Source organism: Parasphingorhabdus sp., assembly GCF_965233695.1.
GTDB lineage: Bacteria > Pseudomonadota > Alphaproteobacteria > Sphingomonadales > Sphingomonadaceae > Parasphingorhabdus.
On sequence record NZ_OZ247497.1, the window covers coordinates 647,579 to 661,062 of the forward strand.

General features: G+C 52.4%; 14 protein-coding genes and 1 tRNA gene. 7 read left to right on the forward strand and 8 right to left on the reverse strand.

What is annotated here, in order from left to right:
• The first annotated feature begins 68 nt into the window (after positions 1 to 68).
• The gene (locus ACO6S1_RS03045) at positions 69 to 707 is read left to right on the forward strand and encodes a TetR/AcrR family transcriptional regulator (protein ID WP_422344890.1); all 639 of its coding nucleotides are present in this window, start codon (positions 69 to 71) and stop codon (positions 705 to 707) included.
• A gap of 266 nt (positions 708 to 973) precedes the next feature.
• Here ACO6S1_RS03045 and ACO6S1_RS03050 read toward each other — a convergent pair whose 3' ends face one another.
• From ACO6S1_RS03050 to ACO6S1_RS03070, 5 genes are all read right to left on the reverse strand, one after another.
• Positions 974 to 1,669, reverse strand: coding sequence for an aspartate/glutamate racemase family protein (locus tag ACO6S1_RS03050; RefSeq protein ID WP_422344891.1), 696 nt, complete (start codon positions 1,667 to 1,669; stop codon positions 974 to 976).
• A gap of 49 nt (positions 1,670 to 1,718) precedes the next feature.
• A complete protein-coding gene (locus ACO6S1_RS03055) occupies positions 1,719 to 3,143 on the reverse strand; it encodes an NAD(P)(+) transhydrogenase (Re/Si-specific) subunit beta (RefSeq protein ID WP_422346278.1) in 1,425 nt (474 codons plus the stop codon).
• 140 nt (positions 3,144 to 3,283) lie between these two features.
• Positions 3,284 to 3,580, reverse strand: coding sequence for an NAD(P) transhydrogenase subunit alpha (locus ACO6S1_RS03060; RefSeq protein ID WP_066743604.1), 297 nt, complete (start codon positions 3,578 to 3,580; stop codon positions 3,284 to 3,286).
• Between the two features lie 12 nt (positions 3,581 to 3,592).
• Positions 3,593 to 4,723, reverse strand: a complete 1,131-nt coding sequence (locus ACO6S1_RS03065; protein WP_422344892.1) for a Re/Si-specific NAD(P)(+) transhydrogenase subunit alpha — start codon at positions 4,721 to 4,723, stop codon at positions 3,593 to 3,595.
• Positions 4,724 to 4,735: 12 nt separating this feature from the next.
• The gene (locus tag ACO6S1_RS03070; protein WP_422344893.1) at positions 4,736 to 4,861 is read right to left on the reverse strand and encodes an aa3-type cytochrome c oxidase subunit IV; all 126 of its coding nucleotides are present in this window, start codon (positions 4,859 to 4,861) and stop codon (positions 4,736 to 4,738) included.
• Between the two features lie 179 nt (positions 4,862 to 5,040).
• Between ACO6S1_RS03070 and ACO6S1_RS03075 the strand changes: the two genes are divergently transcribed.
• On the forward strand, positions 5,041 to 6,468 hold the full coding sequence (locus ACO6S1_RS03075) for a sigma-54-dependent transcriptional regulator (protein ID WP_422344894.1): 1,428 nt from the start codon (positions 5,041 to 5,043) through the stop codon (positions 6,466 to 6,468).
• A 74-nt stretch (positions 6,469 to 6,542) separates the two neighbouring features.
• Positions 6,543 to 7,148, forward strand: a complete 606-nt coding sequence (locus ACO6S1_RS03080; RefSeq protein ID WP_422344895.1) for a hypothetical protein — start codon at positions 6,543 to 6,545, stop codon at positions 7,146 to 7,148.
• A gap of 45 nt (positions 7,149 to 7,193) precedes the next feature.
• Here the strand turns inward: ACO6S1_RS03080 and ACO6S1_RS03085 are convergent, their stop codons facing one another.
• Together ACO6S1_RS03085 and ACO6S1_RS03090 are read right to left on the reverse strand one after the other, a co-directional pair.
• A complete protein-coding gene (locus tag ACO6S1_RS03085) occupies positions 7,194 to 8,537 on the reverse strand; it encodes a DEAD/DEAH box helicase (RefSeq protein ID WP_422344896.1) in 1,344 nt (447 codons plus the stop codon).
• 140 nt (positions 8,538 to 8,677) lie between these two features.
• A complete protein-coding gene (locus ACO6S1_RS03090; protein WP_422344897.1) occupies positions 8,678 to 8,914 on the reverse strand; it encodes a hypothetical protein in 237 nt (78 codons plus the stop codon).
• Between the two features lie 397 nt (positions 8,915 to 9,311).
• Between ACO6S1_RS03090 and ACO6S1_RS03095 the strand changes: the two genes are divergently transcribed.
• Together ACO6S1_RS03095 and ACO6S1_RS03100 are read left to right on the forward strand one after the other, a co-directional pair.
• On the forward strand, positions 9,312 to 10,772 hold the full coding sequence (locus tag ACO6S1_RS03095) for an FAD-binding oxidoreductase (RefSeq protein WP_422344898.1): 1,461 nt from the start codon (positions 9,312 to 9,314) through the stop codon (positions 10,770 to 10,772).
• Between the two features lie 47 nt (positions 10,773 to 10,819).
• On the forward strand, positions 10,820 to 11,599 hold the full coding sequence (locus tag ACO6S1_RS03100; protein ID WP_422344899.1) for a SapC family protein: 780 nt from the start codon (positions 10,820 to 10,822) through the stop codon (positions 11,597 to 11,599).
• A 354-nt stretch (positions 11,600 to 11,953) separates the two neighbouring features.
• On the opposite strand, the gene ACO6S1_RS03105 is transcribed toward ACO6S1_RS03100, so the two are convergent.
• Positions 11,954 to 12,844 (reverse strand): N-formylglutamate amidohydrolase, encoded by an 891-nt coding sequence (locus ACO6S1_RS03105; RefSeq protein WP_422344900.1) that lies wholly within the window; start codon positions 12,842 to 12,844, stop codon positions 11,954 to 11,956.
• Positions 12,845 to 12,985: 141 nt separating this feature from the next.
• Here ACO6S1_RS03105 and cpdR point away from each other — a divergent pair, with 141 nt between their 5' ends.
• Both cpdR and ACO6S1_RS03115 read left to right on the forward strand, forming a co-directional pair.
• Positions 12,986 to 13,363 carry a cell cycle two-component system response regulator CpdR gene (cpdR, locus tag ACO6S1_RS03110; RefSeq protein ID WP_422344901.1) on the forward strand — a complete coding sequence of 126 codons (378 nt, stop codon included), beginning with the start codon at positions 12,986 to 12,988 and terminating at the stop codon, positions 13,361 to 13,363.
• 43 nt (positions 13,364 to 13,406) lie between these two features.
• A tRNA-Val gene (locus ACO6S1_RS03115) sits at positions 13,407 to 13,481 on the forward strand.
• The last annotated feature ends 3 nt before the right edge of the window (positions 13,482 to 13,484 follow it).

Consider the following 13,484-nt stretch of genomic DNA (forward strand, 5'->3'; position numbering starts at 1 on the left):
TGCCTGCTCTCTAATGTAGGACCCGCTGGGCATTGACTAATGATCGGAAGGTAGGAAAGGTCGTTCGTATGACTGGGTCTGGAGCTGAAAAATCAAATGAGGTAAAACTGGGCCGGCCGTTCGGAAGCACATCCGAAGAAACACGGGCACGCCTGCTCGACGCTGCCGCTGCCCTTTTTAATGCGCATAGCTTTGGCGAGGTCAGCCTTTCCCGAATTGCGAAATCAGCCGGGATGACCGGTGCGGCGATCTACAATCATTTCGAATCCAAGGAAGAATTATTCGCTGAAACAGTGAAAGACCGCATCCGAAAAAATCACAAGATAATTTCAAAGGCGGCTGGAATCGAAGGCTCTTGGAAGGATCGCTTGAACAATATCCTGACGATCATCGGCAAAATCCAGAAAGCTGAGCGTGGCTTTCCGCTGATTACCAGCGTGGCACAAACCCGAATGGTGCGGGAACCCGAAAAATATACCGACATCATAGAGCTTCGCAGAGAATATAGCCTGATATTTCAATCCATCGTTGCCGATGCCATCAATGCAGGTGATCTTCCTGATACTGTTGACGTTCCAATCGCTGGCGAGCTGTTGATGGCGTTCACAGCAAACAGCATCAGTACCGTCTCCTTCTATCATCCCAGCCATCGCGAAATTGACAAGATTGTCGACGCGGTGAGAGCTTTGCTCGGCATTGATCGCTGAGCCGAGTGCTTTGAGTCCGCTTTCGGGAAATAGCACCCGTCCCAAAAAGCGCTTTCCTACAAGGATCAGACTGTGATATTTTCGGATCGCTCTTGCTCAGCTGTCGATATTCATCCGATGTTCCGGCCTATTTTTATGCCCGAAACCCGAGAAATTTTTTAGACTATTCTGTGTAGAAGCTGTAGAAACTCGCCAAGGCGGCCCAACCGGAAAACGATTTAACTACCTAAAATATAAAGATTTCCCGTTGATCGAGGCCGGTAGTGCTAAGCGTCCGCCAAAATCCAGTCGACTGCCGCATCCGCATGGATTTCGGTGCTGTCATAAATCGGCAGGATATTCGCCTTGGTATCAATGATCAGGTCCAGCTCGGTACAGCCCAGAACAACGGCATCCACTTCCTGTTTGGCGATATTGGTGATGAAGGTTTTCATCGTCCGTTCCGAATCACGTTTCACTTTGCTGAACATAAGCTCCTCGTAAATAATCCGGTCAATCTCCTCGACACGATCTTCATCCGGCGGGGTTAGCGTGATGCCTTTGCCGACCAGTCGTTTGCGGTAAAAGCCTTCTGTCATCACATTGCGCGTGCCCAGCAGTGTCGCGTTCTTGATGCCATCCGCGACCATCTTGTCGCCAACGCAATCGGCAATATGCAGGATCGGCACGCCAACTTCAGGCTGCACTTGCTCGTAGATTTTGTGCATGGCGTTGGAGCAGATGAGGATTGCGGTCGCGCCCGAAGCCTCCAGCCGCTTGGCCGAACGCGTCATCAGGCCCGCCGCCGCATCCCAGTCATCATCCGACTGCAACCGGGCATAGTCGCTGAAATTGACGCTTTCGATGAGCATATGCGCACTGGTAAAGCCGCCCAGCTTGCGCTGCACTTCGCTATTGATCCGGCGATAATAGGATTCGGTGGAAACCCACGACATCCCGCCAATCAGGCCAATTTTACGCATGGAATACTTCCCCGACAGAGTTACCGACTGCTCCGGGAATCAGATCATCCTAAAGCGCCTTTACAATGTCCTCGCACATTTTCTTTGCATCGGACAGTAGCATCATGGTCTGATCCATATAAAATACTTCATTATCAACGCCAGCATAGCCAACACCGCCCATTGAGCGTTTGATGAAGAAGATGGTCTTGGCTTTGTCAACATCGAAGACCGGCATACCGTAAATGGGCGAGCCCTTGTCGGTCTTCGCCGCCGGGTTGACCACATCATTGGCACCGATGATAAATGCCACATCGGCCTGGGCAAACTCGCTGTTTATATCTTCCAGCTCAAACACCTCGTCATAAGGCACATTGGCTTCAGCGAGCAGCACATTCATATGACCCGGCATCCGGCCGGCGACCGGGTGAATGGCATATTTGACGTTCACGCCTTCTTCTTTGAGCATATCGCCCATTTCCCGCAGAGCATGCTGAGCCTGCGCCACCGCCATACCATAGCCGGGAATGATGATGATATTTTCCGCCTGCTTCATCATATAGGCCGCGTCTTCCGCACTGCCGCGTTTCCACGGACGGTCGATTTTTTCAGCGCCATCAGCAGAACCGCTGCTGTCCGCACCAAAGCCGCCGGCAATCACGCTGATGAAGCTGCGATTCATGGCCTTGCACATGATGTAAGACAGAATCGCACCGGACGAACCAACCAGCGCGCCGGTAATGATCATGGCTGTGTTGCCAAGCGTGAAGCCCATCGCCGCTGCGGCCCAGCCGGAATAGCTGTTCAGCATCGACACAACGACTGGCATATCCGCGCCGCCAATGGGAATGATCAGCAGGAAGCCGATGATAAAGGCCAGCGCGAGTATGATCCAGAAGACCATCGCCGTTTCCGCCGTTGGCAGGATCGCGAAATAGGCGGTCAAGCCGATGATTCCCGCAAGTACGCCGAGATTGATAACATGGCGACCCGGCAGCATGATCGGCGCACCGGACATATTGCCGTTCAGTTTCAGAAAGGCGATAACCGAACCGGAGAAGGTAATCGCACCAATGGCAACGCCCAGGCCGAGCTCTACCCGGCTAACAACCAGAATCTCGCCGGCATTGTCCAATATACCAAAGGCACCGGGATTGAGATAGGCGGCAATGCCTACAAGCACCGCAGCCATACCGACCAAGCTATGGAAACCCGCCACCAGTTGGGGCATGTCGGTCATCGCGATTTTACGCGCGACGATGAACCCGAAACCGCCACCAATGGCAATCGCAACGCCGATTTCCGGCAGGCTGGCAATATCATGGGTGATCAACGTGGTCACCACTGCAATCAGCATACCGATCATGCCATAGCGGTTACCCGCACGGCTCGTTTCCGGTGATGACAGCCCGCGCAGAGCGAGAATGAACAACACGCCTGAGATGAGATAGGCCACCGCAACCCATGGATTGACCGCTTCGCCCGATGCCGCCATGGCCGGCGTTGAAAATGCCAGTGCACCTGTAAAGGCAGATGCCCATCTCCACAGCTTGCGTCCAGACGCAACAGCAGGAGATGGACCCCGGATCAAGTCCGGGGCACGAGTAACGGCGTTTGCTAGATGATCACGGCGCATTATTTGCGCTCCTTTTTCTTGTACATTGCGAGCATCCGCTCGGTCACGGCAAAGCCGCCAAATATGTTTACGCTGGCAAGAACAACGCCGACCAGACCCAACCATTTCGCGGTCTGCCCCCCATCAGCTTGCGACCCCGCGGCCGCGGCAATCAGCGCCCCGACAATGATCACCGAGCTAATCGCATTGGTCACCGCCATCAGCGGCGTATGCAAAGCCGGCGTCACCGACCAGACGACATAATAGCCCACAAAACAGGCCATCACGAAGATTGAGAGAATTGATATAAAGTCCATTTTAAATGCCTCCTAGTTCGCCAGAAGGCGCTCATTCACAACTTTACCGTCTTTGGTCAGCCGTATGCCAATCGTCACTTCATCGTCATCGGGCAGCACAGGCCGCTTGGCCTCTTCATCCCAATAGGCGCCGAGGAAATTATAGAGGTTACGGGAGAATAAAGCCGAGCTATCGGCTGCCATGCTGGATGGCATATTATTCGCACCAACAATTTTGACACCATGCTTTTCGACCACTTGGCCGGCAACAGCGCCTTCGACATTACCGCCTTGCTCAGCGGCCAAATCGACAATCACGCTGCCCGTGCGCATCGTCGCGATCTGGGCATCACTGATCAGTCGCGGCGCCGGGCGTCCGGGGATCAGCGCGGTGGTGATCACGATATCCTGCTTGGCAATATGCTTGGATACCAGTTCGGCTTGCGCCTTCTGGTATTCTTCACTCATTTCGGTGGCATAGCCGCCGGTGCCTTCGCCTTCGATGCCAGCAACATCTTCAACGAAAATGGGCTTTGCGCCGAGCGACTGAATCTGTTCCTTGGTCGCAGCCCGCACATCGGTTGCCGACACCTGCGCGCCGAGACGCCGGGCGGTCGCAATCGCCTGCAAACCGGCGACACCAACGCCCATAACAAAGCATTTTGCCGCCGATACGGTTCCAGCAGCCGTCATCATCATCGGAAACGCGCGGCCATAATGGGAGCCTGCTTCAAGCACAGCCTTATAGCCGGACAGGTTCGATTGGGACGAAAGAATATCCATCGACTGCGCGCGCGTAATCCGCGGCATGAACTCCATCGCCAGCGCGTCAATGCCGAGCTTGGCATATTCATCAACCCGCGCCCTTTCCCCAAAGGGATTAAGACTGGCCACCAGCCAGGCGCCTTTTTTAATACCCTTGAGCGATTTGGGATCCGGTCCCTGCACGCCCAACACAATATCGGCATCTTTCAAAACCGTGGCCCGGGTGCCGATGCTGGCCCCTTCCGCTTCATAATCCGCATCTGCAATCGAAGCAGACAAGCCCGCGCCTTTTTCAACGGCCATGCTAGCGCCCAGTGCCGTGAACTTCTTTACCGTCTCCGGGGAAGCACTAACCCGCCGCTCGCCATCGGCAAGTTCTTTCAATACCGCAATTTTCAAAGGTTATTCCAATCAGGTAACAAGAAGAATGATGACCAGGATTGTCACCAGAGCCGTAATGATCGTTCCGATTTTGAGCCAGCCCAAAAAACGATGATAAGTCTCTTCCGCAGATTTCATATTGTTGTCAGAAGCCATGATTCCTCCAAATATTCGAATAAAGATTGCCGCTGCTCTAACCATATATATCGTATCGCTCAAGGCCCAGCGGCCTGTTTTATCCTAATAAGAGTGATAGAAAATATCAGCGGTTCTTAATCCGGTCTTTACCCCTCGTTGCTACTTTATTGGTTCATTATGGCACATATGGGATAAACATGGCTCAAAACGGCACAAAATTGCTGATGTTAATCGATGATGAGCCGGCGCAATGCCGGTTGATCTCCGCACTTGCATCACGGGCAGGCTATCGCACGATCTTTGCCCGCGATGCTGAAACCGCGATTGCAACATTAGGCACGCAGGATGGCATGATGCTGGATGCGATTATCCTCGACAATTGGGTGCCCGGATCAGAAGCAACCGACTTGATCGCCGAATTGAAATCCCGCCGCCCGGCCCTGCCGATCTTGATGCTGACTGCCGTTGGCTCAGTTGCCGAAGCCGTCGATGCGGTACGCGCCGGAGCAACAGACTATCTTATTAAACCGGTTGCGCCTGAACAGATGTTGCAAGCGCTAACCGCTGCGGTGGAGAGCTCCAAGGAAGCGGGCGAGTTGCAGCCGCTGACCGAGAAAATATCAGCACCCTTGGAATTTGAAGAAATCGTCGGTGCAGCTCCGGCTTTTCGCGCTGCACTTGCCATTGCCGCCAAAGCGGCCCGCGCCCGCGTGCCGGTCCTCATCGAAGGCGAAGGCGGCGTTGGCAAGGAAGTGATTGCTGATGCCATTCACGCAGCGAGTCCGCGTTCGAAACTGCCAATGCTGAAAATCAATTGCGGCGCTATTACCGGAAATCTGCTCGATTCCATCCTCTTCGGTCATGAAAAAGGCGCTTTTACCGGGGCGTTTGACCGCAAAATTGGACTGCTGCAACAAGCGGAAGGCGGCACGATATTTCTGGACGAAGTGGATCGTATTCCTGCCGAAACTCAGGTGCGCCTGCTCCGCTTTCTGAAATCATCGGAAATCCAGCCGCTCGGCAGCCCGAACAGCTTTCAGATTGATGTCCGTATCATCGCCGCGACCAATCGCAAGCTGGAACAGGAAGTCCGCAAAGAACGCTTCCGCGAAGATCTTTATTACCGGATGAATGTCGTGCAGCTTACCATCCCGCCGCTGCGCGACCGTACCGGAGATATCCCGGCACTTGCCCGGCATTTTCTGTCTCGCCTGGCGCTGCAACCGGGACTCCGCAGCCTCGGAATTACCGATGAAGCATTAAATCTGCTCCGCAGCTATCAATGGCCGGGCAACGTCCGCCAGTTGCAAAGCGTTCTGTTTCGCGCCGCCGTGATGTGCGACCGCGATGCACTGACCTGCGATGAATTTCCGCAGATTGCGTCTTTCGTGGCCGATTCGGGTGACGCCTCTATTCATGCAATCAGCAATCAGGAAGGGATAGGCGTCACGCTCTATTCTGAAGATGGTAATTTGCGGCCTCTCGAAGAGATTGAAGCCGATGTGATCCGTCTCGCGATTGGCCACTATCGCGGACGAATGACCGAGGTTGCACGCCGCCTCGGCATTGGCCGATCCACGCTTTATCGCAAGCTTGCTGATCTGGGTATCGACAACGCTGCCTGATCGGCCCGTGTGATTATCTATCGCTTCATCTTCTCAGTTGATGTTTAACGCGCGACTCCCTAAGTCTAGCGAATATGACATATATCCGATCCACATTATCGATTAGCGCCGCCTTGTCGGCGGCCTTACTTCTGTCTTCTTGCGGCAAACAGGAAGCCGTTGGTGACGTTCCCTCCAGCGAAGAGCTGGCAAAGCAGGCAGATGCCGCAACAAAAGCGATACAGGATCAAGAAGCCGCTGCGGCTGGTGCTGAAAATGCACCCCTCGTCGATAGTGCCGAAATGACCAGCTATGCCAACGCGCTGCGCGGTTTCTCGATCATGGTTCCCAGAGACTGGGTCGCCGATGATTCCGCCAGTGACGATGATGGCAGAGTCTTTAACGATGCTGCATCGAAAGCCACGCTGACCGCGGGCTGGATCGAAAATCGCGAAGATGCCGATTTAACGGCGGCTGTAAAAGCCCTGGAAGATGCCGGGGAAGGCATGACCGGCAACTATGTCAACGAAAATGAGTATCGTGCCTCTGGCATTATAGCGGAAGGCAGCAAGACCGCCCAGCGTATCCTGCGCAAACCTGACGGCACGATGATTAAAGCGGCGATTACTTATCCTGCCGATAGCGCCGAAACCGTCGACCCTCTGGCGCAACAAATATTGGATAGCCTGACACTACAATAGCGGGCTTCAAACCAGAGTAGCCTTCAAAACTGTCAGCGTCTGATTTTAGCGATCGAATTTTGCACCAAGAAAACCGGGAACTGGTCCATTCCAGCCATCATCGGTTTCATCCGCCGTCTCTGGCTTCGGGATTGATTTTGCCGGCTTGGCAGATTTTTCAGGCCGCTTCGGTTTGTCGGCTCGCCGGTCGTCAGAATGCGGTTTCTTGGGCTTTTCGCTTTTCGGTTTATCGGCAACAGTTTTCTTGCCTGACTGCTTTTTCTCCGGCTTGATCGATTTCAGGTCTCGCACGGGCAGTTTCATACCTGTCAGCTTCTCAATGCTATCGACATGCTCGTCATCGCGTTTCGTAACAAAGGTAATAGCCACCCCGGTCGCGCCCGCACGCCCCGTTCGACCGATACGATGAATATAGTCGTCCGGGTGCCAGGGGATATCATAATTGACCACATGGCTAACGCCTTTGATATCGAGCCCGCGGGCAGCCACATCAGAAGCACATAAAATATTGATTTCGCCTGACTTGAAGCGCTCCAGTTCGGCAAGGCGGGAACTTTGGTCCATATCTCCATGGATTTGACCGGCATCAAAGCCGTCTTTACGCATCTGCTCACACAAATCGCGCACTTCGGTTTTGCGATTGCAAAAGATGATCGCGGTATCGACACCGTCATTGTCCAAAATACCGTATAGCGTCTGGCGCTTTGCCTTCGGCGCAAGGTGGATTATCGATTGATCAATCGAAGTGTTAGCCGTTGCAGGTCGTGATACTTCCACCGATTTTGGATTATTCAAAAATTGATCCGACAATTTCTTGATCGGCGGCGGCATCGTTGCCGAGAATAGCATTGTCTGGCGGGTTGATGGCAGTTTCGAGCAAATTTGTTCGATATCGGGAATGAAACCCATATCGAGCATCCGATCCGCTTCATCAATGACCAGCAATTCACAACCGGACATCAGAATCCGCCCGCGCTCAAAAAGGTCCATCAAACGGCCCGGTGTGGCTATCAGAACATCCACACCTTTTTCCAAAGCCTTGATCTGATCGCCCATCGATACACCGCCGATAAGCAGCGCCATACTGAGATTGTGGTTCTTGCCATATTTCTCGAAATTTTCGGCGACCTGGGCGGCCAGTTCCCTGGTGGGCTCAAGGATCAGCGACCGCGGCATCCGCGCTCTTGACCGGCCATGCGCCAATATGTCGATCATCGGAAGTACGAAACTGGCTGTCTTGCCCGTGCCGGTCTGAGCGATACCGATAATGTCCTTCATCATCAGAACGGGAGGGATGGCTTGCGCCTGAATCGGCGTCGGCTCATCATAGCCTGCATCGGCTACTGCTTGTAACAATTCGTCAGAGAGGCCGAGGTCGGCAAATTTCATAATGTTTCCGGAAAATAATGGTGCACTGTCGCACAATAAACAGGCCTGTAAACGCCGCTCCGGGAGATGGTGCCAAATGCGGCTTTTGTCAAGCTATCTAGCATGACGATCCCGGGCGATCATCACGACGAAACAAACGGCTATTCAGGAACGAGCAGGCGAAACCGGTCAATCTCGCATTTGGAGCCCGTACGCGAGTGCAAAATATCCCGATCTGCGCAAATTTGGCCATCGCTGGATTTTTCCATATAGAATCCGGAATAGAAACTGCGCGCCTGGCATTTTTTTTCAAGCCTCGCGCGGATTTGCTTGCGGTCTCTCGTAACCAGATCAATATAGCGTTCACCAAATCGCTGGACGCCGAGAATGCTGTTCATCGGAAGGCATTTGCCAATTTTTTTTTGCGTATATGTTGCAGGTCGCGAGTTGCGCGCGATGTCGGACAATGCCGATGAGATAGCGGATCTTTGCCTAGGCACCCGGATAATAACCCTTTTTTCTATCCGTACCTGAGCAAATTGATGTTGGGTTGGTGGAATAAAAACGCCGCGGGCATCGGAAGTGTCTTCTGTTGTCGGTTCTTCTGCCACAACAGGTGCCGCCAACAGCAACGATGCATAGAGCAAAAGACTCACCGAAAACCCCTAGTTATCATCGCCATGCGTATAACAGTAGCGATTGAACATTTGATGAACTATCACTTTCACTGAAATATTGGTATTTTCGCCTAAAGCCTTTATATTTGCAAACCTTCTCTCAAAACACGGAGCAATTATGTCGCAAGCGCCCGCTTGGTTGGATCAAATGGCCGAAATTGTCGGGCCCAAAGGCTTCACGCAGTCCGCAGACGAGATGGAGCCATGGCTGACCGACTGGCGCGGTCGTTATACAGGCAAAGCACTGGCGCTCGTTTCTCCCGCATCCACTGCCGAAGTATCTGCAATTGTTAAAATTGCCTATGACCATTCAGTGGCACTTGTCCCGCAAGGCGGAAATAGCGGCATGGTGGGCGGCGCAACGCCGGATAGTGAGGGCCAATCCATATTATTGTCACTGCGCCGAATGAACCAGATCCGCAACATTGCGCCGGATGACGATATTGTTGTGTGCGATGCCGGTGTCATTTTGCAAACTCTTCACGAAGCCCTGGATGAGCATGGCCAGCGCTTCCCACTCACTTTAGGAGGCAAGGGATCAGCCACCGTCGGAGGACTGGTATCGACAAATGCCGGCGGTACACAAGTGTTGCGGCATGGCACAATGCGCACACTCGTCGCCGGACTGGAAGCCGTCTTGCCGGATGGGACGATTTACGATGGCCTTGCATCGCTCAAAAAAGACAATCGCGGTTATGACATGAAACAATTGCTTGTCGGCGGCGAGGGAACTTTGGGGATCGTTACAGCAGCGACCCTCAAAACGGTTCCCGCTTTGATTGATCGCTGCGTTGCCTGGGCAGGTGTTGTATCTCCGCAAGCCGGATATCGGCTGCTACAATTTATCAACGCACGCGAAGGTCGATCTTTGGAAGGCTTTGAGATTATTCCTAAATCCTGCCTCGATGCGGTTCTCAGACATATTCCGGACACGCGCGCGCCTCTTGCGCAAAGTGCAGCCTGGAACGTTCTTATCGAAGTTGTGCGCGACAAACCCCAAGCCACCGATCCGCGCGAAATAGTGGAAAGCCTCCTGGCAGAAGCGATGGATCAGGATTTGATTAGCGATGCAGCAATCGCATCGAATGAAAGCCAAGCCGAGGCTTTCTGGAAGCTTCGTGATTCCATTTCAGAAGCCGAACGCGCCGACGGCCCGGCACTACAGCATGATATCAGCGTACCTGTGCCGCAAATGGCTGATTTTATTACTGATGCCGGGGAAAAAATCGAAGCTGCTTTCACAGGTTCTGAAGTGGCGGCATTTGGACATATGGGCGACGGAAATGTCCATTTCCATGTCAAAGCCCCGCCTGAAATAAAGGGCCCAGAAAAGGCAGCAGCCTGGATGTCAGAATATTCACAATCAATATCACCTATGGTGCATGATCTGGTCATCGACGCCAATGGATCGATTTCGGCTGAACATGGGATCGGCCAGACCAAACGTGACGAACTGGCGCGACTGTCCGATGATGCGCGGATGCTCACGCTTCTAGCCATCAAGAAAGCGATTGATCCGAAAAACATTATGAATCCGGGTAAGCTAGTTCCTCTTGCTTCCGGCACGCCAGCCTCTTAAAGCCACATCAACAGATTTACAGCTTAACCTATTTTCGGAGAATTCATATGGCCAGCGCGCCTCAAGCCCAAGCTCTTCCTATGTTTTACAAGGACCTTGTTCCACTCAATTCGAAGGAACATGGCAATTGGAAAGTGAAGGGTCTCGACGATGCTTCTTTCATGCAGGAACAGCATGCAATTCCAATTACCGTTGACGAATTTTCCAATGCGGCCCGCAACTATCCGATTGTTTTTTCGGTTGGCGAAAATAGCGTTCCGTTGATCCTGATGGGGCTTAATGAAGGCGTAAATACGTTCATGGGCGAAGATGGCCGGTTTAACCAACCTGCTTATGTCCCCGCCTATGTGCGCCGCTACCCTTTCATGCTCGCAAAATTGCGCCCCGATGCTGACGAGTTGTCGCTTTGCTTTGACCCAACAACCGGCGCGATTGGCGATTACAAAGAAGGCGACGCCCTTTTCGATAAGGATCAGCCTTCTGAAAAAACCAAAAGCATTCTGGAATTCTGCGAACAGTTTGAACAAGCTGGTCAACGCACTGGTCAGTTTGTCGAAGAACTCAAAAAAATGGACCTGATGATGGAAGGCGAAGTCGCCATTCAGCAGACTGGTGTTGAAAAACCATTTGTCTATCGCGGTTTCCAGATGGTCAACGAAGAGAAGCTGCGCGATATGCGCGGCGATGAACTGCGCAAAATCAATCAGAACGGAATGTTGCCGTTAATCTATGCGCATCTCTTCTCCTTGCAAATCATGCGGGAAGTTTTTGCCAAGCAGGTTGCCGCGGGTAAAGTTCCCCAAGTCTCAGAAGCCCCTACCGTCTAAAAATCAACCAATAAGGGGCTGGTGGCATCATCATCGCCAGTGATGAGCGGGCAAATCAGTCACGCCAGCCCTTTTTCGGATTCTTGACAAATCAGCTAAATCGGCTGTTTTGGATTGGTAAGGCTATGAAATTAAACATTTTCGATTGATAGGCCCTCGATTCACACAGAATCGGACCAATAAATTCACGTTCGGGACTTGCAACTCGTTACACAAGCGACCACATTGAGAGTCGTACTGATGCACATCCCCCGATTGGATCAGTGCAGGCATTCTTGGAATGCCACCTCCCTGAACCTTGGCCACCTCGCCGTCTTGGCGAGGTGGTTTTTTTTAGCGCAACACAAAGGCTGACTATTCGGCAGCCAGCAGAAACTGGTTGTTGATCTGATCAACCAACCGCGCTGCCAAATTTACGATGTGATCCGCCATTATTGGCAGATGAGTGCTGGGCTCTCTAAAGTCGACATCAAGATAGGCACTGCGATCCACTTCCAATTGCAAAGCATGGATATCCTTATCTACATTGCTGTGACGCTCTAAAATATAGCCTCCTGCATAAGGGTGATTCAGGCGCGCCTTGACGCCGGACTTTTCAAAAAAAGCCAGCGCAAGCTCGGAATAGCGGGATCCGGCACTCCGGCCGAAACGGTCGCCAATAACTATATCAGCCTGGCCATGTTCTTCCTCCAATGGCGGCATGCTGTGAATGTCGAGCAATATCGCACAGCCGAATTTCAACCGCATTTGCTCGGTTATCTGGCGAATACTGCGGTGATAAGGTTCGTGGCAGCTGTCCAGACGGCGGCTGACGTCGTCCCATTGCCATTTTTTACGCCATAAGTTTCCCACACCATGCAATCGGCTGGGGATAACGCCTAATCCACCACGAACCTTGCGGCTCGGCGTCGGCAATTGGGAAGCCGTCAGGCCATCGACCATGTCTGCATCGATTTCAGCGCGATTCCGGTTTAGATCAATCCATGCTCTTGGCCGGTGGGCAATAATTGTGGGAAACCCGGAATCAATGGCGGCGCTGACAAGGCGATCTGCATAACGATCCTCCAACCGCAACAAATGTGCTGCCGGAACCGCCAGATTATCCATAAGCTCCTGAGGATATACCCGACCAGCATGCGGAACACTGATTAACAGCGGGAATTTCAATATATCAATATTATGGTGAGAAAACGGCCCGTCAGGCGACTCGTTGTGCATCAAATTGTCGGCCGTATCGTTTTTCATCACGTTCCATTCAATGGATTAACCACTAACTCATAAAAACACCGCACAGAACCAAAATATTAAGAGATTTGCACCTATAGTGTTTGTTAGGCATAAAAGATGCAGATTTTAAGACGATAAAGACAGGGATCGGTCCAAGAAATGATCAGAATTCTACTTGCGGAAGATGAACAGGCGATGCGTGAGCACCTGACGCGTGCGTTGCAGAAATCCAATTATGAAGTGGTTGCCGTCGATCGTGGTACGGCGGCGGTTCCCTATCTGGAATCAGAGAAATTCGACCTACTTTTGACAGATATTGTTATGCCAGAAATGGATGGCATCGAGCTGGCACAACATTGTGCGAAGGTTTCGCCAGATACCCAGGTCATGTTTATTACCGGTTTTTCCGGGGTAACCCTGCGCGCGGGTGAGTCCGTTCCAAAAGCCAAAATTCTATCAAAACCCTTCCACTTGAAGGATCTCGTTCTGGAAGTGCAGCGCCTATTTGAACCGGATAGTATCGGTGAATTGAATTAAGTCTTGCACCCTGTCTAGGGGCTGGCTAGACGGCCTGCAGCGTGGGCGTATAGCTCAGTGGTAGAGCACTTCGTTGACATCGAAGGGGTCGGGAGTTCAACTCTCTCTACGCCCACCATTT